Below are 17760 nucleotides of genomic sequence, written 5' to 3'. Positions count from 1 at the left end.
AGTGAAACAGTCCTCACTTCAAACCTCATGACCGGCGGCCCGGCAAGACAGATATCGTAAGCCGTGCAAGGCCCACGAGGCGAGGGGAAGCGGCTGTCCGTTTCCCGCCAGTGGCATGATGTTCATCACAGTTTGGTATTCAGGGGCCGGACGCGACACAGACGGCGTCATTGACCACCCCGACTATAATCAAACGCCCGTGATGACCGGTTCAGCCTCCATGCCCGATCCTGCCGCCCTGCTCGCCCTGGATGCCCGCCGCTCGGTGCCCTCGCGGCAACTGGGCGAGCCCGGGCCGGACCCGGCCACCCTGCAGCGGATGCTGGCCTCAGCGGTGCGCGTGCCCGACCACGGCAAGCGCGTACCGTTCCGCTTCCTGAAAATCGCAGGCGATGCACGTCACACTCTGGGCGACTTCCTGGCTGAACGCAGCCGCCAGCGCGACCCACATGCGGGCGAGGCCGTGTTCGAGAAGGACCGCCAGCGTTTCAGCCACGCACCGCTGGTGATCGTGGTGGTGGCCAGCCCGCGGCCGGACCCGAAGGTGCCCGAACAGGAACAGCTGATGACCGCCGGCTGCGTCTGTTTCGCCCTGCTGCAGGCCGCGCAGGCGCTGGGTTTCGGCGCGCAGTGGCTGACCGCCTGGATGGCCTTCGATCCGGCCGTGCAGGCCCACCTGGGCCTGGTCGACGGCGAACGCATCGCCGGCTTCATCCACATCGGTACGCCCAAGGCCGACGTACCCGAGCGCGAGCGCCCCGACCCGGCGGCCCTGCTGCGCGACTGGACGCCCCCGGCATGACCCTGCCGGCTGCCCCGCCGTCGCTGTACCTGGTTGATGCCAGCATCTACGTGTTCCGTGCCTGGCATTCACTGCCAGACCAGTTCCAGGACGCACAGGGCTGGCCCACCAATGCGGTGCACGGCTTCGCCCGCTTCCTGCTGGACCTGCTCGAGCGCGAGCGCCCGCGGCACATCGCCATCGCCTTCGATGAAGCGCTTGACAGTGGTTTCCGCCACCGGCTGTATCCGGCCTACAAGGCCAACCGCGAGCCAGCACCGGAAGCGCTCAAGCGCCAGTTCGTGCACTGCAAGGCGCTGTGCGCGGCGCTGGGCCTTGCCGTCCTGGCCCACCACGAATACGAGGCCGACGACCTGATCGGCAGCGCCCTGCACGTACACCGGGGCAGCCATCGCGGGGTGATCATCTCCGCCGACAAGGACCTGTCGCAGCTGCTGGTCGACCATGACGAGCAGTGGGATTACGCCCGCAACCAGCGCTGGAACGTGGCAGGGGTGAAGGCGCGGCACGGCGTGCACGCGCACCAGATCGCCGACTACCTGGCCCTGTGTGGCGATGCGGTGGACAACATTCCCGGTGTCAGTGGCGTCGGCAGCAAATCGGCCGCCGTGCTGCTGGCCCATTTCGGCAGCATGGATGCGCTGTTCGAACGACTGGACGAAGTGCCGTTCCTGCGCCTGCGTGGCGCTGCACAGATGGCAGTGCGGCTGCGCGAGCAGCGCGAGCACGCCCAGCTCTGGCGCCAGCTGACCACCATCGCGCTGGATGCGCCGTTGGAGGGCAGCCAGCCCGGACTGCTGCGCCAATCGGCCGATCCAGAGCTGCTCGGTGGCCTGTGCCAGACCCTGCGCTTCGGCCCGATGACCCGCCGCCGGCTGTTCGACGCCGCCGGCGTGGCCGATCCTCTTCCCTCCCACAGCGAGCCCGCATGAGCAAGCGCAATACCGAAGCCCCGCGCGTCGTCTACGAAGGCAAGTACCAGCGCATGCTGGTGCGCGGTACCTGGGAATACAGCGAACGCACCCATGCCGGTGGCCTGGCCGCGATCATCATCGCCGTCACCCCGGAGGACAAGGTGCTGTTCGTCGAACAGTTCCGTGTACCGCTGCAGGCGCCCACCATCGAAATGCCGGCCGGCCTGGTCGGCGACATCCACGCCGGCGAATCGATCGAAGTCTCGGCGGTGCGTGAACTGGAAGAAGAAACAGGTTGGACCGCCGATCACGCCGAAGTGCTGATGATCGGCCCGACGTCTTCCGGCGCCAGCAGCGAGAAGATCGCCTTCGTGCGCGCCACCGGCCTGCGCCGCATCGGCGAAGGGGGCGGTGATGACAGCGAGGACATCACCGTGCACGAGATTCCACGCAGCGAGGCTGCGGCCTGGCTGGTGCAGAAGATGGGCGAAGGCTACGAGCTGGACGCCAAGCTGTGGGCCGGGCTGTGGATGATCGAGCACCATCTGGACGGACGCCCGCGTGGCTGACGCGGACCTGCACAGGCTGCCTGCGTTGCTCGGCGCCGACGACCCGGCGATCTACACGATCCACCGGGCGCAGGGCGTCTCGCCCTACCTCCTGCTGGCCGACCACGCCGGCCAGCAGGTGCCGCGTGCGTTGACCGGGCTCGGCCTGCCGCAGGCCGAGCTGGACCGCCACATCGGCTGGGACATCGGCATCGCCGGCACCACCCGTGCACTGGCCGAACGGCTCGATGCCTGGGCGATCGAACAGACGTACTCGCGGCTGCTGATCGACTGCAACCGCCCACTGGCCTCACCGACGCTGATTCCGGAGGTGAGCGACCACACCGTGGTGCCGGGCAATGCCGGGCTGTCGGCGGCGCAGCGACAGCAGCGCATCGATGCGATCCACGCGCCGTACCATACACGCATCGAGACCGAGCTTGATGCGCGCCGTGATGCCGGCCAGCCCACCCTGCTGGTGATGATGCACAGCTTCACCCCCGTGATGAACGGCACGCAGCGGCCCTGGCACGCCGGCGTGCTGTACCACCAGGACATGCGTTTTGCCCATGCCCTGCTGCAGGCATTGCGCGACGAAGGCGACCTGGTAGTGGGGGACAACGAACCGTATTCGGTCAGCAGCACCAGCGACTATGCGGTGCCGGTACACGGCGAAGGCCGTGGGCTGGTGCACGTGGAACTGGAGATCCGCCAGGACCTCATTGCCGATATGGCAGGGCAGCAGGCGTGGGCCGAGCGGTTGGCGCGGATGTTCAGCGCGCTGCAACCGGAGTTGCTGGCGCTGGGTTGAACGCGCGTGCATCCATGCCGAACCGGTAGTGCCGGCCGCTGGCCGGCACATCCACCCACGGCAGCGCCTTCAATCATGCCTCGTTGGCCGGGCAGACGGTGGCGGCCGATTCGGCCGGCGCCGGGCGCAGGCCCAGCGCGATCACCACGCCGAACAGTGAAAACAAGGCGGCACCGTATTCGGCGCGCACCAGCCCGGCCAGTGCACTCAGCGACCCGGCTGCACCCGCATCGGCATTGGCCACCATCACCAGCACCGCCAGGCCCAGCGCACCACCGATCTGCTGCGCGGTCGCCGCCATGCCAGATGCAACACCCTGCTGTGCGGACGGCACGCCCTGCCCGGCCACGATCCACATCGAGGTCCAGGTCATGCCCTGGCCGATGCTCAGCACTACCACGCCGGGCAGCAGCGGCCAGAAGTTCGCGCCGTGCGGCAGCGTCGCGGCCACCCAGGCGATACCGATGGCGCCGGCCAGCTGCCCGACCACCAGCACCTTGCGCGCGCTCCAGCGCTGCAGCGTCCACTCGGCCAGCTGGATGCCGACCGTACACACCGCGGTGGCGGGCAGGAATGCCAGGCCGGCCTGCAGCGGGCTCCAGCCGTAGCCGTCCTGGAAGTACAGCGCCATGAAGTAGTACTGCACCCCATAGCTGCTCATGAAGGCGAAGGTCAGCCCCAGTGCCGCGCGCAGTCCGGGCAGCCGCAGCAACGCGAACTGCATCAGCGGATCGCGGCTGCGCTGTTCGATCTGCACGAACGCCACCAGCAGCAGCACCGACAGCAGCAGGCAGCCCAGCGTGGCCGGCGCAGTCCAGCCCCACTCCGGCCCTTGCACGAGGGTAGTGACCAGCAGGCTGCCGCCGGCAGTGACGGTGATGCAGCCGGCCAGATCGAACGAGCGGCCCTGCGCACGCGGGCCATCGGCCGGCAACCACGCACCCGCAGCCACCGCGCAGGTGGTGGCCAGTGGCACGATCACCGCCAGCACCGCCGGCCAGCCGAACGCCTGGGTCAGCACGCCGCCGAGCAGCGTGCCCAGCGCCAGGCCCACCGCGCTGGCCATGCTCCAGATCGCAAGTGCACGGTTGCGCACCGGACCTTCCGCATACAACGTGTTGATCAGCGCCAGCGTGGCCGGGAACAGCAATGCCGCGCCGATGCCCTGCGCCGCACGCGCGATGATCAGCAGGGTGGCGTTCGGCGCCAGCGCGCCGAGCAGCGACGCCAGTGCGAACAGCAGCATGCCCAGCCGGTAGAAGCGGCGACGGCCGATCAGGTCGGCGGCACGGCCCCCCAGCAGCAGGCTGCCGCCAAAGGCCACGGTGTAGGCACTGACCACCCATTGCAGCTGCTGTGCGTTGATCTCCAGCGCGCGCCCCATGTCATGCAGGGCGACGAAGATGATGGTGGCGTCCAGGGCGATGATCAGCTGGGCGGTGGCCAGCAGGGCCAGCGCCCAGCGCGGGTACTTGAGGGGAGGCATCGACGCTCCGGTGCTGTGGGGGAGCGCAGTCTCATTGATGCAGAGCTATCAATAAACCCCTTTCCGTCCATATCTGTCATGATTTTCAGCATGAATGGAACCTCGATGGACCTCAATGCCGTGCGCATGCTGGTGCAGGTGGCCGAAGCACGCAGTTTCACCGTCGCCGCCGGGCAACTGGGCCTGAGCCAGTCAGGCCTGTCGCGCGCGATCAGTCGGCTGGAGGCCACGCTGGGGGTGAAGCTGCTGCAGCGAAACACCCGCAACGTGGCACTGACCCCGGATGGTCGCCAGTTCGTCGATCAGGTCGCGCCCCTGCTGTGCGGTCTCGAGGATGCCGAACGCCAGTTGGCCGACCGTCCGTGCACGCCCTCGGGCACCCTGAAGATCAGTGCGCCCTCGATGTTCGGGCGCAAGGTGCTGGTACCGCTGCTGGGGCCGATGCTGCAGCAGCACCCGCAACTGCAGGTGGAAGCCGTGCTCAACGACCGCCTGGTCGATCTGGTCGAGGAAGGTTTCGATGCCGCGCTGCGCACCGGCGTCATCGCCGACCAGCGCATCGTCGCGCGGCCACTGCGGCCGCTGCGCTGGGTGACGGTGGCCAGCCCGGACTACCTCGACCGCTGTGGCACGCCCGACGATGTGGCCGCCTTGCGGGATCACGCCTGCCTGGCGGTGCGCAACCTGCGCAGTGGCCGGCTGGTGGACTGGCAGTTCCTGCAGGACGGCCAGCTTCATGATTTCACGCCACCGGCGCGGATGGTGTTCGACAGCGGCGATCCGCTGGTGGAAGCGGCGATCGCCGGCATCGGCATCGTGCAGGTGATGGATTTCGCGGTGGCCGACGCCTTGGCCGATGGCCGCCTGCAGCGCGTGCTGCAGCCGTTTGAGGGCCGCAGCCGCGCGCTGTCACTGATCTACCCGCCGTCGCGCCAGCATTCGCCGAAACTGCAGGTACTGGCCGACGCGTTGCTGGCGGGGGACTGGTAGATCCACGCCATGCGTGGATGGAGTTCGGCTTCGCGGTAGCGCCGGGCCATGCCCGGCGAGCCGCATCGCGGCGACGGAACGGAATGCCGCCGGGCACGGCCCGGCGCTACCGGTAGGGCGTTGCCGGCCAGCGGCCGGCACGCGCGACGCAGCAAAAACTGATTCAGCCCAATTGGAGAAAGAACGCCCCGGCGCGTCCTACCGGAGAAAAATCAGGCTTATCCCGGAGGCACAGATACGCCATGCCGTCGGACAGTACGCCTTTTTGCGAAGGCAGAATGCCGTCGATGTCCGCGCCGTAGAGCATCAAGCGACGGCGACCGCCATTCCACGTCAAAGGTGATTGCAGCCATGCATCGACTCCATCCAGCTTGGAATCCAGGTTCCCATCATCGTCGGGTTCCAAACACTCCACACGCTCGATACGGCCGCGCTCAAGCGAGTCGCTCATGCATCGGCTTCTGGATGCGCCGCCACGCCTGTATGCGAGCACAACTGCGTCGCTAGTTCCCTGCACCGCGCGCAGCCGACGGAAGTGGGAATGATCCCGCGTATCGGTGGGGATGAAGACTGAGAACCAGAAATCCTCAGCAACGCCCTGCGGATAGAACCAATGGGGGTCGCCGAAAACTGCACGGACGTCCACGGTGCCAGCGCGCCTCGCCCCGGTTCAAGGCCAATAGCGACAGCCTTGAACAAGGGAGAGAATCGCCGCCGGGCATGGCCCGGCGCTACCGGTGAGGCGTTGCCGGCCAGCGGCCGGCACTACCGGGTGCAGTAGATCCACGCCATGCGTGGATGGAGATCCGACCCCGTGGGCATCAGGCGAAGCTATCGGTGGCGCGCACCAGCGCGTCCACGTTCTCGGCCTCGAACGCCGAATGGCCCGAAGCCGGGGTGATTTCCAGCTTCGCCTTCGGCCACACCTTGGTCAGGTCCCAGGCGTTGGCCAGCGGGCAGACCACGTCGTAGCGGCCGTGCACGATCACGCCCGGAATGTCGGCGATGCGGTGTGCGTCGCGCAGCAGCTGGTCTTCCACCTCGAAGAAGCCGCCGTTGACGAAGTAGTGGTTCTCGATGCGGGCAAACGCCAGCGCGAAATGCGGGTCTTCGTGGCTGTTGATGAAGTCATCATCGACGTGCAGGAAGCTGGTCGCGCCTTCCCACACCGCCCACGCCTTGGCCGCTTCCAGGCGGGTGGTCTCGTCTTCGCTGGTCAGGCGGCGGTGGAAGGCCGAGATAAGGTCATGACGCTCCACCAGCGGAATCGGCTTGAGGTAGTGCTCCCACGCATCCGGGAACAGGCGGTTGGCGCCTTCCTGGTAGAACCACTCCAGCTCCCAGCGACGCAGCATGAAGATGCCGCGCAGGACCAGTTCGGTCACGCGCTGCGGATGGGTCTCGGCATAGGCCAGCGCCAGGGTCGAGCCCCAGCTGCCACCGAACACCTGCCAGCGATCGACCTTCAGGTGCTCGCGCAGCTTCTCGATATCGGCGACGAGGTCCCAGGTGGTGTTGTCCACCAGGTCCGCGTGCGGGGTGGAACGGCCGGCACCGCGCTGATCGAACAGGATGATGCGGTACTTGGACGGATCGTGGAACTGGCGCATCTTGTCGCTGCAGCCGCCACCCGGGCCACCATGCAGCATCACCACCGGCTTGCCTTCCGGGTTGCCGCACTGTTCGAAGTACAGCGTGTGGCGGTCGTCGACCTTCAGGGTGCCGACGTCGTAGGGGGTGATGGCGGGGTACAGCGTACGCATGCTTGCAGCTCCAGGGTGATGCCCTGCCGGGGCAGGAGAACCTCCATTCTAGGCCGGACGCCGGCCCAGGGTGATGCGGTCGCGCTGCTCCAGATCCTGCACGGTCTGCACCTCGGCAAATCCCGTCGCCTCGAACAGTGCCCGGATCGCCGCGCCCTGGTCCCAACCGTGCTCGATCAGCAACCAACCGCCGGGCCGCAGGTGGGCCTGGCCACCCTCGACGATGCGGCGGATGTCATCCAGGCCGTCCATGCCCGAGGCCAGCGCGGTAGACGGTTCGAAGCGCAGGTCGCCCTGTTCCAGGTGCGGGTCGTTGCTGGCGATGTACGGCGGATTGCTGGCGATCAGGTCGAAGCGCACGCCCTGCAGCGGCGCATACCAGTCGTGCCCGCCCTCGGCGAAACGGACGTTGTCCAGTTCATGGCGGGCCGCATTGCGCGCGGCCACGGCCAGCGCGCCCGGGCTGGCATCGGTGGCCAGCACCTGTGCCCGGGGCCGTTCGCTGGCCAGTGCCAGTGCGATCGCACCGCTGCCGGTACCGAGGTCGGCCAGCTGCAACGCCTGGTCCGGCGGCAGTCGCTCCAGCGCCAACTCGACCAGCAGCTCGGTTTCCGGGCGCGGGATCAGCGTGGCCGGGTCGACCTCCAGGTCCAGCGTCCAGAAACCGCGGCGCCCGGTCAGGTAGGCAACCGGCTCACCGGCCACACGGCGGGCCAGCAAGGCTTCGAAGGCGGCCTGGTCATTGGCGGCCAGCGGATCGGTGGCATGGGCGAACAGCCAGCTGCGCGGGCGCTCCAGTACATGCAGCAGCAGCAGTTCGGCTTCGTGGCGGGCGTCGACACCGCCCAAGCGGGCACTGGCGTCAGCTACGACCTGACGCAGGGTGGGTTCGGGTTGGGAAGACATGCCTCAATTGTAGAGCCGAGCCGATGCTCGGCTGCTGCTGGAACAGCCGAGCATCGGCTCGGCTCTACCGATCCACCGTCGAGCATGGCTCGACGCTACAAAACGCTGGAATCCGTTCAGGTTTCGCCAGAGGGTATAAGGAGGGGCTATCAGCCCTCTTCACACGTCCCGGTCGATTTTCCTTGTCACACAAGCAGTTGCAGGATGGGAGCGGCAGGGTTCAGTGCCTGCTCATGGCTATTTGATAGACTCCATCTATCAAATAGATGCAATCAATGGATTGTTCTTATCGCGAGCGAATGGGTAACCTAGCTCCTGTCGATTCACCCACTCCCCTTCACCAAGAGGAAAAATGATGTCCCTCATCAATACCCAGATCCAGCCGTTCGAAGCCAACGCCTACCACAACGGCGAGTTCATCAAGGTTTCCGACGCCAGCCTGAAGGGCCAGTGGTCCGTCCTGATCTTCATGCCGGCCGCCTTCACCTTCAACTGCCCGACCGAGATCGAAGACGCCGCTGACCATTACGCCGAGTTCAAGAAGGCCGGCGCCGAGGTCTACATCGTCACCACCGACACCCACTTCTCGCACAAGGTGTGGCACGAGACCTCGCCGGCCGTCGGCAAGGCCCAGTTCCCGCTGGTCGGCGACCCGACCCACCAGCTGACCCGCGCCTTCGGCGTGCACATTGAAGAAGAAGGCCTGGCCCTGCGCGGCACCTTCATCATCAACCCGGAAGGCGTGATCAAGACCCTGGAGATCCACTCCAACGAGATCGCCCGTGACGTGTCCGAGACCCTGCGCAAGCTGAAGGCTGCCCAGTTCACCGCCGCCAACCCGAACCAGGTCTGCCCGGCCAAGTGGAAGGAAGGCGAGAAGACCCTGACCCCGTCGCTGGACCTGGTCGGCAAGATCTAAAGCAGTACCGGCCTGCCGTGGCCCCACGCCACGGCGCGCCCTTCATCCCCGTGCCGGTCCCCCCGCCGGCGTGGGGGTGAACCCAAGACAGCCAACGCTCGCCCGCCTTGGCCAGCCAGCCCCTTCCACGGTCGCTGTCTTGGGTTCACCCCTACCCCCTGCTGGTCCGCTACCTTCTACAGCGGTGCCACGCCCCCTGTTTGCCTGAAGCCAGGAGATGACCCGATGTTGGACGCCAACCTGCAGTCGCAGCTGAAGACCTATCTGGAGCGCGTGACCCGCCCGATCCAGATCACCGCGCACGCCGACGACGGCGCCAAGTCGCAGGAAATGCTGGAACTGCTGCAGACCCTGGAAAACCTGTCGGACAAGATCACGCTGCAGGTCCTGCGCGATGGCCAGGGCCGCGTGCCGTCCTTCGACCTGGGCACGCCGGGCCAGGACATCCACCTGACCTTCGCCGGCCTGCCGATGGGTCACGAGTTCACCTCGCTGGTGCTGGCCCTGCTGCAGGTCGGCGGCCACCCGTCCAAGGCCACCGCCGAGCTGATCGAGCAGGTGCAGAACCTGGAAGGTGAATACAAGTTCGAAACCTACTTCTCGCTGTCCTGCCAGAACTGCCCGGACGTGGTGCAGGCGCTGAACCTGGCCGCGGTACTCAACCCACGCATCCAGCACGTGGCCATCGATGGTGCGCTGTTCCAGGACGAAGTCGAGAAGCGCGAGATCATGTCGGTGCCGACCGTGTACCTCAACGGTGAAGTGTTCGACCAGGGCCGCATGACCCTGGAGCAGATCGTGGCCAAGCTGGACACCAATGCCAGCAAGCGCGATGCCGAGAAGATCGCCGCCAAGGATGCTTTCGACGTACTGGTGGTCGGTGGTGGCCCGGCTGGCGCCGCAGCGGCGATCTATGCCGCGCGCAAGGGCATCCGTACCGGCATCGCTGCCGAGCGCTTCGGTGGCCAGGTGCTGGACACCATGGCGATCGAGAACTTCATCTCGGTGAAGGAAACCGAAGGCCCGAAGCTGGCCACGGCGCTGGAGCAGCATGTGCGCGAGTACGACGTGGACATCATGAACCTGCAGCGCGCCAGTGCGCTGGTGCCGGCCGGCGAAGACGGCCTGGTGCAGGTGCAGCTGGAGAACGGCGCGGTGCTGAAGTCGCGTTCGGTGATCCTGTCCACCGGCGCGCGCTGGCGGCAGATGAACGTGCCGGGCGAGGACCAGTACCGCAACAAGGGCGTGGCCTACTGCCCGCACTGCGATGGTCCGCTGTTCAAGGGCAAGCGCGTGGCGGTGATCGGCGGCGGCAACTCCGGTGTGGAAGCGGCCATCGACCTGGCCGGCATCGTGTCGCATGTAACCCTGCTGGAGTTCGATTCCAGCCTGCGTGCCGACGAAGTGCTGCAGAAGAAGCTGCGCAGCCTGGGCAACGTCACCGTGCTGACCAGCGCACAGACCACCGAAGTGCTCGGCGACGGCAGCAAGGTCACCGGCCTGGTCTACAAGGACCGCATCGGCGGCGATGCCCACCGCGTCGAGCTGGAAGGCATCTTCGTGCAGATCGGCCTGCTGCCCAACACCGAGTGGCTGAAGGATGTGGTGGCGCTGTCGCCGCGTGGTGAGATCGTCATCGACGATCGCGGCCAGACCAACCTGCCGGGTGTGTTTGCTGCTGGCGATTGCACGACGGTGCCCTACAAGCAGATCATCATCGCCATGGGCGCCGGTTCCACCGCCGCACTGAGCGCGTTCGACCACCTGATCCGCTCGTCGGTGAGCAACAGCAGCGGTGCCGTTGCTGAAGCGGCCTGATCCACCGTTCCCAGATCACCGGGAACATTGTCTGCCTGTCGGGTAACCACGCCGTCAGCCGGTCCGTTACCCCTGGGGTGTAAGGATGAACCTACGTGATCTGAAGTACCTGGTAGCCCTGGCCGACCACAAGCATTTCGGCCGGGCTGCCGCTTCCTGCTTTGTCAGCCAGCCGACGTTGTCCACGCAGATCCGCAAGCTGGAGGAAGAGCTCGGCCTGCCGCTGGTGGAACGCGCACCGCGCAAGGTGATGCTGACCCCGGCCGGCCAGGAAGCGGCCGCACGGGCGCGGGTGATCGTGTCCGAAGTGGAACAGCTGAAGGAAGCGGCGCGACGCAGCCGCGATCCGGAAGCCGGTACGGTGCGCCTGGGGATCTTCCCGACCCTGGGCCCGTACCTGCTGCCGCATGTGATCCCGCGCATCCGCGAGCGCTTCCCGGAGCTGGAACTGCTGCTGGTCGAGGAAAAGAGCGATGTGCTGCTGGACCGCCTGCGCGAAGGCAAGCTCGACGCTGCATTGCTGGCGCTGCCGGTGATCGACGACCAGCTGCATGCCGAGTTCCTGTTCGAGGAACCGTTCCTGCTGGCCGTCTCCGGTCGCCACCCGCTGGCACGTCGCGAGCACCTGGACGTGCAGGAACTGGCCACGCAGAAGCTGCTGCTGCTGGAGGACGGCCATTGCCTGCGCGACCAGGCGCTGGAAGTCTGCCGCCTGTTCGGCGCCAACGAGAAGTCCGAGTTCCGCGCCACCAGCCTGGAAACGCTGCGGCAGATGGTCGCCGCCGACGTCGGCATCACCCTGCTGCCGAGTCTGTCGGTGCAGCCGCCAGTGCCGCGCTCGAACAACATCCGCCTGCTCGACTTCACCGGCGAAGGCCGTCCCAGCCGCCGCATCGCCATGATCTGGCGCCGCAGCTCGGCCATGAACGACTTCCTGATGGACCTGGCCGACCAGTTCAAGCGCCTGCCGCAGGCGCTGTTCACCCTGGAGGCGCTCGATGCCGGCAGCGATGCACCGGCCCTGCCCGGCCCCGCGCTGAACGGCTGAGCCCCCGCAGTACCGGCCTGGAATCGGCAGGAGTCGATTCCGGCCGCATTTGTCCCCACAATACAGACAGGCGGCGCCAGCAGGTGCCGCCTTTTGCATGGCTTTCAACCAAGGAGCTTCACCATGAGTACCGCCAGCGGCCTGCCGCCGTCGATCACCGTTTCCACCTTCGACATGGACCGCCTGGACGCCATGCTCGAATCTCCCGCGCTGAGCCAGACGCCTGCCGCGCTCGCGCTTGCTGAAGAACTCAACCGGGCCACCGTGCTGGCACCGGACCAGATTCCCGAAGGCATCGTCATGATGCATTCGCGTGTGGAGTGCGAAGATGAAGTGTCGGGCGAGAAGCACGTCCTGACCCTGGTCTTCCCCCGCGAAGCCAACGTCGATGAAGGCAAGGTTTCCGTGCTGGCCCCGGTCGGCAGTGCCCTGCTCGGCCTTTCGATCGGCCAGAGCATCGACTGGACCGCGCCCGGCGGCCGCAAGCTGCGCCTGCGCGTGACCGCGGTCCACAACGACCGCCCCTGATTACCGCTGCGCACCGCGCGCGATTCGATCCCCCTGTCCCAGGAGCCGTAATGAGTACCCCGTCCAAACTGTCCCAGCTGCGCGAACTGTCCGTGGTCGTTGCCGATACCGGTGACTACGAGGCGATCAAGCGCCTGCAGCCGGTGGACTGCACCACCAATCCGACCCTGGTGAAGAAGGCGCTGGACCTGCCGGTCTACGCCGAGCTGATCGAACGCGAACTGGCCTGGGGCCGCCAGCAGAGTGGCGACCGCGAAGCCGTGGTGCACGCCGTGGCCGACCGCCTAACCATCGGCGTCGGCGCGCTGCTGAGCACGCTGGTGCCGGGCCGGGTGTCCACCGAGGTGGATGCCGACCTGGCTCACGACACCGCTGCCACCGTGGCCAAGGCCCGCCAGTTCATCCAGATGTACGCCGATGCCGGCGTGCCGCGCGAGAAGATCCTGATCAAGATCGCCGCGACCTGGGAAGGCGTGGAAGCCGCACGCATCCTGCAGGCCGAGGGCATCGACTGCAACCTGACCCTGATCTTCAACCCGACCCAGGCGCTGGCCTGCAGCGAAGCCGGGGCGTTCCTGATCTCGCCGTTCGTCGGCCGCATCCTGGACTGGTACGTGGCCAACGGCCAGGCCCCGGCCACCATCGATGAAGACCCGGGCGTGAAGTTCGTGCGCGGCGTGTATGCCGAATTCAAGCGTCGCGGTTCGCCGACAGTGGTGATGGGCGCCTCGTTCCGTTCGACCGCGCAGATCGAAGCACTGGCCGGCTGCGACCGCCTGACGATTTCGCCGGACCTGCTGGAGAAGCTGGACGCCGACCACGGCGAGCTGCCGCGCAAGCTGGTGGCCGGTGCCGCCGATGGCGCGGCGGTGACCCCGATCGATGCGGCCAAGTTCGCGGCGGATCTGGCGGCCGATCCGATGGCCACCGAGAAGCTGGCGACCGGCATCGATGCGTTTGCCAAGGATCTGGAAGCGCTGCGCGCGCGCATTCGTTCGGAACTGTGAGGATTTCGGCCAACGGCTGAGCCCCTCGTGGCGGGGGGCTTGGTCGCGAAGAGCGGGTCATGTGGTTGGCAGGGTGGGTAGGCCGTGCAGGGGACGCTGCAAGTACGTCCCTGTAAGCTCTGTCGCCGCATCCATGCGGCTCACGCCCCTGCACGGCCTACCCACCCTGCCTTCGACAGTTTCCTGCGGCCGCCCGCCACGGAAGAAAGAAAGAAGAGCAACAGCGGGTCGCGCGCTTCGCTTGCTCGGAGCCGAGCATGGCTCGGCTCTACAAGGGCAATGCAGAACCAAACAAAAAGGACGCGGCGAACGCCGCGTCCTTTTTGTTTTCCATCAGTTCGTCAGTAACCCAATGTTCTTTCCCACCGTCACCGGGAAACTCTCGGGGGTGGGGCGGTGTGGGTTGGCAGGACCGTTGGCGCCATGGATGGCGCCATCGAGCCCCCAGGGACGGGTTCACGGCGTGTCCTGCCAACCCACACCGCCCCACCCAACAAGCAGCAACCCAGAGCCGCTTTGGCTTTGGCTTTGGCAGTTGCTTTCAGCTTCAGCCCGCCGCAGGCGGACCACCGCGCGTCAGCGCGGCGCCTCCACATCCAACCCGATCGGGCAGCTCACGCCGGTGCCGCCGATGCCGCAGTAGCCGTTCGGGTTCTTCGCCAGGTACTGCTGGTGGTAGTCCTCGGCGTAGTAGTACGCCGGTGCCGGGTACACGATCTCGGTGGTGATCGGGCCGTAGCCGACCGCATCCAGCTGCGCCTGGTAAGCCTCGCGGCTGGCCAGCGCGGCCTTGTACTGGGCCTCGTCGGTGGCATGGATCGCCGAACGGTACTGGGTGCCGGTGTCGTTGCCCTGGCGCATACCCTGGGTCGGGTCGTGGCTTTCCCAGAACAGCTGCAGCAGCCGCTCCAGGCTCACCACCGCCGGGTCGAACACCACCTGTACCACTTCGGTGTGGCCGGTCAGGCCCGAGCAGACCTCTTCATAGGTCGGGTTCGGCGTGATGCCGCCTGCATAGCCGACCGACGTGCTGTACACGCCCGGCTCGGTCCAGAACTTGCGCTCGGCGCCCCAGAAACAGCCCAGCGCAAAGCGGATCTGCTGCAGGCCGGCGAAACGGTCCTTCAGCGGATGGCTGTTCACGAAGTGCTGGTTGCTGTGCAACGGCAGTGGTTGGTCACGCCCCGGTAGCGCCTCTTCCGGGCGCGGCAAGCGCTGCTTGAAGGCGCCGATGCCGAGGATGCCCTGGCCAATTCCCAACATGATGCGCTCCTACGCCGGAAGGCCGGCAATGTCGTCTGCATCGGAAATGGGGTCGGACGGGGCCTGGCCCAAGTCCAGCGCCGCTACGATGTCCTCGGCCTGCGGCCGCGCCGCATCGGGGATGCCGACCCGCAACACGCCAAACAGCGGCAGCTCGCCCATCCCGCCCAGCAACTGCTCTCCGAACACGAACGCGGGGATACCGGCGTCTTCCAGGGCGTGCTTGACCAGATGGGCGTCGAACAGGTTGTCGGCCTTGTACACGATGTGCATGTGGCGGCTCCTCGGGGCAAGGGTCCAGCATACGCCCGGGCGCTGAATGCCGCCGGTGACGGCGTAATGATCGTTCCGCCGGCCAACGGCCGGCATTACCGGAAGATGGGCTGGTCGTGCCGGCCGCTGGCCAGCATCCCGAGGCGCTACCGGGCAGCCCCGCCCGGTACGCGCTAGACTGTTGGTCTTTCTGCCTTTCTTTTCGCCGACTCATGTCCGAGCACACCCCCGCCAGCCCCGAGACCCCCGCCGACAGCCACGAGAAGCGCGATTTCATCCGCCAGATCGTGCGCGAGGACCTGGCCAGCGGAAAGCACCAGGCGATCAAGACCCGCTTCCCGCCGGAGCCGAACGGCTACCTGCACATCGGTCACGCCAAGTCGATCTGCCTGAACTTCGGCATCGCCGGTGAATTCAGCGGCGTCTGCAACCTGCGCTTCGATGACACCAACCCGGCCAAGGAAGATCCGGAATACGTGGCCGCGATCCAGGACGACGTGCGCTGGCTGGGCTTCAGCTGGAACGAGCTGCGCCACGCCTCGGACTACTTCCAGGCCTACTACCTGGCCGCCGAGAAGCTGATCGAACAGGGCAAGGCCTATGTCTGCGACCTGTCGGCCGAAGAAGTGCGTGCCTACCGCGGCACCCTGACCGAGCCGGGTCGCCCGTCGCCGTGGCGCGACCGCAGCGTCGACGAAAACCTCGACCTGTTCCGCCGCATGCGCGCCGGTGAGTTCCCCGATGGCGCGCGCACCCTGCGCGCGAAGATCGACATGGCCAGTGGCAACATCAACCTGCGCGATCCGGCGCTGTACCGCATCAAGCACGTCGAGCACCAGAACACCGGCAACGCGTGGCCGATCTACCCGATGTACGACTTCGCCCATGCGCTGGGTGATTCGATCGAGGGCATCACGCACTCGCTGTGCACGCTGGAATTCGAAGACCACCGCCCGCTGTACGACTGGTGCGTGGACAACGTCGATTTCGCCCATGACGACGCGCTGACCCAGCCCCTGGTCGATGCCGGGCTGCCACGCGAAGCGGCCAAGCCGCGCCAGATCGAGTTCTCGCGCCTGAACATCAACTACACGGTGATGAGCAAGCGCAAGCTGATGGCGCTGGTCACTGAACAGCTGGTGGACGGCTGGGAAGACCCGCGCATGCCGACCCTGCAGGGCCTGCGACGCCGTGGCTACACCCCGGCCGCGATGCGCCTGTTCGCCGAGCGCGTGGGCATCAGCAAGCAGAATTCGCTGATCGACTTCAGCGTGCTCGAAGGCGCACTGCGCGAGGACCTCGACAGCGCCGCGCCGCGCCGCATGGCCGTGGTCGACCCGGTCAAGCTGGTGCTGACCAACCTTCCGGAAGGCCACGAAGAACTGCTGACCTTCAGCAACCACCCGAAGGACGAGAGCTTCGGCAGCCGCGAAGTTCCGTTCGCCCGCGAAGTGTGGATTGATCGCGAGGACTTCGCCGAAGTGCCGCCGAAGGGCTGGAAGCGCCTGGTGCCGGGCGGCGAAGTGCGCCTGCGTGGCGCCGGCATCATCCGCTGCGACGAAGTGATCAAGGATGCCGACGGCACCATCATCGAACTGCGCGGCTGGCTCGATCCGGAATCGCGTCCGGGCATGGAAGGCGCCAACCGCAAGGTCAAGGGCACCATCCACTGGGTGAGCGCCGTGCACGGCGTGCCGGCCGAGATCCGCCTGTACGACCGCCTGTTCTCGGTGCCGAACCCTGACGACGAATCGGAAGGCAAGACCTACCGCGACTACCTGAACCCGGAATCGCGCCGTACCGTCACCGGCTATGTCGAGCCGGCCGCAGCCAGCGCCGCACCGGAGCAGTCGTTCCAGTTCGAGCGCACCGGCTATTTCGTCGCCGACCGCCGCGATCACACCGAAGCCAAGCCGGTGTTCAACCGCAGCGTGACCCTGCGCGACACCTGGTCGGCCTGAGCACCTGCGCGGGCGCCCACACGGCGCCCGCACGCCCCCGACGATGATCACCGCCCTGTCCGTCCTGCTCTGGTTCATCTCGCAGCATCCGCTGCTGACGTTCTTTGCAGCGATGGTGCTGGCCGGGCTGGTCTCGTGGTGGCGACGCTTTCCAGGCTACGCCATCGTGGTGTTCCCGCTGGCGATGCTCAACATGTTCTTCGGCCACTTCCTCAACGCCACCTTCCTCAACCTGGTGGGCGAGCGCGGCGAAGCGGTGATCGTCAAGGCAGAGCGAACCAGCTCGACGCTCAACGAACAGTACATCTGGCGCTACGAAGCGGTGCTGCGCACGGCCGAAGGGCGCGATGTGGAGGCGGTGTTCCACACCAACACCGCCTCGCTGTGGCCGCTGGAAAACGCCATCCGCATCCCGGCGCGCGACCAGCCGTTCGTGATCAAGTACACGCCGGGTTTCCCGCGCAACTTCGTCATCCTCACCAACGAATCACCCCACGGCATCGCCCAGGCCCGGTCCAGCGCGCGCGAGCGCGTGGAGGTGGCAGCACGCAAGCTGCATTTCAGCCCGGGCAATGCCGATTTCCGCGCGGAGTATCGCCGCGAACTGGAAAGCTGGCTGCGCGACCACGGCAACGACCCGCAGCAGCAGTCCGACGCGCAGCGCTATCGCGCCGAACTTGACGCGCTCGACCGCTAGCACCAGGCCCGGCCTGGATGCTCCAC

18 protein-coding genes are annotated in these 17760 nt (G+C 66.7%); 12 read left to right on the top strand and 6 right to left on the bottom strand.

From position 1 onward, the window contains the following. Positions 1-220: 220 nt before the first annotated feature. The 4 genes from AC5P7X_RS10560 to AC5P7X_RS10545 are packed head-to-tail and all read left to right on the top strand — an operon-like array spanning position 221 to position 3075. Positions 221-802 carry a nitroreductase family protein gene (locus tag AC5P7X_RS10560; RefSeq protein ID WP_005415376.1) on the top strand — a complete coding sequence of 194 codons (582 nt, stop codon included), beginning with the start codon at positions 221-223 and terminating at the stop codon, positions 800-802. Then, positions 799-1734 carry a 5'-3' exonuclease gene (locus AC5P7X_RS10555; protein ID WP_053500496.1) on the top strand — a complete coding sequence of 312 codons (936 nt, stop codon included), beginning with the start codon at positions 799-801 and terminating at the stop codon, positions 1732-1734. The genes AC5P7X_RS10560 and AC5P7X_RS10555 overlap by 4 nt, the downstream gene beginning before the upstream one ends. Continuing rightward, entirely contained in the window at positions 1731-2285 is a 555-nt protein-coding gene (locus AC5P7X_RS10550; protein WP_065179592.1) for an NUDIX hydrolase, read from the top strand. Before AC5P7X_RS10555 ends, AC5P7X_RS10550 begins: the two co-directional genes overlap by 4 nt. Further along, positions 2278-3075: an N-formylglutamate amidohydrolase gene (locus AC5P7X_RS10545; RefSeq protein WP_329843624.1), complete on the top strand. Its 798-nt coding sequence runs from the start codon at positions 2278-2280 to the stop codon at positions 3073-3075. The genes AC5P7X_RS10550 and AC5P7X_RS10545 overlap by 8 nt, the downstream gene beginning before the upstream one ends. A 73-nt stretch (positions 3076-3148) precedes the next feature. Here AC5P7X_RS10545 and AC5P7X_RS10540 read toward each other — a convergent pair whose 3' ends face one another. Further along, entirely contained in the window at positions 3149-4561 is a 1413-nt protein-coding gene (locus AC5P7X_RS10540) for an MFS transporter (RefSeq protein WP_053500500.1), read from the bottom strand. Positions 4562-4666: 105 nt separating this feature from the next. On the opposite strand from AC5P7X_RS10540, the gene AC5P7X_RS10535 reads away from it, so the two are divergent. Then, complete coding sequence (locus AC5P7X_RS10535) at positions 4667-5551, top strand: LysR family transcriptional regulator (protein ID WP_329843626.1); 885 nt, start codon at positions 4667-4669, stop codon at positions 5549-5551. A 163-nt stretch (positions 5552-5714) separates the two neighbouring features. On the opposite strand, the gene AC5P7X_RS10530 is transcribed toward AC5P7X_RS10535, so the two are convergent. The 3 genes from AC5P7X_RS10530 to prmC all read right to left on the bottom strand — a co-directional run bounded on the left by AC5P7X_RS10530 (position 5715) and on the right by prmC (position 8220). Continuing rightward, the gene (locus tag AC5P7X_RS10530) at positions 5715-6002 is read right to left on the bottom strand and encodes a hypothetical protein (protein ID WP_495214787.1); all 288 of its coding nucleotides are present in this window, start codon (positions 6000-6002) and stop codon (positions 5715-5717) included. A gap of 370 nt (positions 6003-6372) precedes the next feature. Then, positions 6373-7314, bottom strand: a complete 942-nt coding sequence (gene pip / locus AC5P7X_RS10525; RefSeq protein WP_019661138.1) for a prolyl aminopeptidase — start codon at positions 7312-7314, stop codon at positions 6373-6375. A 48-nt stretch (positions 7315-7362) separates the two neighbouring features. Next, positions 7363-8220 carry a peptide chain release factor N(5)-glutamine methyltransferase gene (gene prmC, locus AC5P7X_RS10520; protein WP_372485449.1) on the bottom strand — a complete coding sequence of 286 codons (858 nt, stop codon included), beginning with the start codon at positions 8218-8220 and terminating at the stop codon, positions 7363-7365. Positions 8221-8575: 355 nt separating this feature from the next. On the opposite strand from prmC, the gene ahpC reads away from it, so the two are divergent. The 5 genes from ahpC to AC5P7X_RS10495 all read left to right on the top strand — a co-directional run bounded on the left by ahpC (position 8576) and on the right by AC5P7X_RS10495 (position 13540). Continuing rightward, positions 8576-9139, top strand: coding sequence for an alkyl hydroperoxide reductase subunit C (gene ahpC, locus AC5P7X_RS10515; RefSeq protein ID WP_005415368.1), 564 nt, complete (start codon positions 8576-8578; stop codon positions 9137-9139). Between the two features lie 225 nt (positions 9140-9364). Continuing rightward, positions 9365-10957 carry an alkyl hydroperoxide reductase subunit F gene (gene ahpF / locus AC5P7X_RS10510; protein WP_005415367.1) on the top strand — a complete coding sequence of 531 codons (1593 nt, stop codon included), beginning with the start codon at positions 9365-9367 and terminating at the stop codon, positions 10955-10957. A gap of 85 nt (positions 10958-11042) precedes the next feature. Beyond that, the gene (locus AC5P7X_RS10505; RefSeq protein ID WP_049414506.1) at positions 11043-12005 is read left to right on the top strand and encodes a LysR substrate-binding domain-containing protein; all 963 of its coding nucleotides are present in this window, start codon (positions 11043-11045) and stop codon (positions 12003-12005) included. A 123-nt stretch (positions 12006-12128) separates the two neighbouring features. Then, positions 12129-12533 carry a nucleoside diphosphate kinase regulator gene (rnk, locus tag AC5P7X_RS10500; protein WP_053501173.1) on the top strand — a complete coding sequence of 135 codons (405 nt, stop codon included), beginning with the start codon at positions 12129-12131 and terminating at the stop codon, positions 12531-12533. 50 nt (positions 12534-12583) lie between these two features. Next, complete coding sequence (locus AC5P7X_RS10495) at positions 12584-13540, top strand: transaldolase (protein WP_495214786.1); 957 nt, start codon at positions 12584-12586, stop codon at positions 13538-13540. Positions 13541-14116: 576 nt separating this feature from the next. Here AC5P7X_RS10495 and msrA read toward each other — a convergent pair. Both msrA and AC5P7X_RS10485 read right to left on the bottom strand, forming a co-directional pair. Further along, positions 14117-14782: a peptide-methionine (S)-S-oxide reductase MsrA gene (msrA, locus tag AC5P7X_RS10490; protein WP_495214798.1), complete on the bottom strand. Its 666-nt coding sequence runs from the start codon at positions 14780-14782 to the stop codon at positions 14117-14119. A 30-nt stretch (positions 14783-14812) separates the two neighbouring features. Further along, positions 14813-15076 carry a putative signal transducing protein gene (locus tag AC5P7X_RS10485; RefSeq protein ID WP_005415362.1) on the bottom strand — a complete coding sequence of 88 codons (264 nt, stop codon included), beginning with the start codon at positions 15074-15076 and terminating at the stop codon, positions 14813-14815. A gap of 212 nt (positions 15077-15288) precedes the next feature. Between AC5P7X_RS10485 and AC5P7X_RS10480 the strand changes: the two genes are divergently transcribed. Continuing rightward, positions 15289-17037, top strand: coding sequence for a glutamine--tRNA ligase/YqeY domain fusion protein (locus tag AC5P7X_RS10480; RefSeq protein ID WP_053501255.1), 1749 nt, complete (start codon positions 15289-15291; stop codon positions 17035-17037). A 43-nt stretch (positions 17038-17080) separates the two neighbouring features. Continuing rightward, positions 17081-17734 (top strand): hypothetical protein, encoded by a 654-nt coding sequence (locus AC5P7X_RS10475; RefSeq protein WP_053501222.1) that lies wholly within the window; start codon positions 17081-17083, stop codon positions 17732-17734. The last annotated feature ends 26 nt before the right edge of the window (positions 17735-17760 follow it).

It is taken from the genome of Stenotrophomonas sp. YJH_SMC_53, from assembly GCF_059369995.1.
This window is presented reverse-complemented; position numbering and strand designations above follow the sequence as displayed.

Coding starts and splice junctions, on each gene's coding strand:
- AC5P7X_RS10560 (WP_005415376.1), top strand. CDS start 221: ATGCCCGATCCTGCCGCCCTGCTCGCCCTGGATGCCCGCCGCTCGGTG.
- AC5P7X_RS10555 (WP_053500496.1), top strand. CDS start 799: ATGACCCTGCCGGCTGCCCCGCCGTCGCTGTACCTGGTTGATGCCAGC.
- AC5P7X_RS10550 (WP_065179592.1), top strand. CDS start 1,731: ATGAGCAAGCGCAATACCGAAGCCCCGCGCGTCGTCTACGAAGGCAAG.
- AC5P7X_RS10540 (WP_053500500.1), bottom strand. CDS start 4,561: ATGCCTCCCCTCAAGTACCCGCGCTGGGCGCTGGCCCTGCTGGCCACC.
- AC5P7X_RS10535 (WP_329843626.1), top strand. CDS start 4,667: ATGGACCTCAATGCCGTGCGCATGCTGGTGCAGGTGGCCGAAGCACGC.
- AC5P7X_RS10530 (WP_495214787.1), bottom strand. CDS start 6,002: ATGAGCGACTCGCTTGAGCGCGGCCGTATCGAGCGTGTGGAGTGTTTG.
- pip (WP_019661138.1), bottom strand. CDS start 7,314: ATGCGTACGCTGTACCCCGCCATCACCCCCTACGACGTCGGCACCCTG.
- prmC (WP_372485449.1), bottom strand. CDS start 8,220: ATGTCTTCCCAACCCGAACCCACCCTGCGTCAGGTCGTAGCTGACGCC.
- ahpC (WP_005415368.1), top strand. CDS start 8,576: ATGTCCCTCATCAATACCCAGATCCAGCCGTTCGAAGCCAACGCCTAC.
- ahpF (WP_005415367.1), top strand. CDS start 9,365: ATGTTGGACGCCAACCTGCAGTCGCAGCTGAAGACCTATCTGGAGCGC.
- AC5P7X_RS10505 (WP_049414506.1), top strand. CDS start 11,043: ATGAACCTACGTGATCTGAAGTACCTGGTAGCCCTGGCCGACCACAAG.
- rnk (WP_053501173.1), top strand. CDS start 12,129: ATGAGTACCGCCAGCGGCCTGCCGCCGTCGATCACCGTTTCCACCTTC.
- AC5P7X_RS10495 (WP_495214786.1), top strand. CDS start 12,584: ATGAGTACCCCGTCCAAACTGTCCCAGCTGCGCGAACTGTCCGTGGTC.
- AC5P7X_RS10485 (WP_005415362.1), bottom strand. CDS start 15,076: ATGCACATCGTGTACAAGGCCGACAACCTGTTCGACGCCCATCTGGTC.
- AC5P7X_RS10480 (WP_053501255.1), top strand. CDS start 15,289: ATGTCCGAGCACACCCCCGCCAGCCCCGAGACCCCCGCCGACAGCCAC.
- AC5P7X_RS10475 (WP_053501222.1), top strand. CDS start 17,081: ATGATCACCGCCCTGTCCGTCCTGCTCTGGTTCATCTCGCAGCATCCG.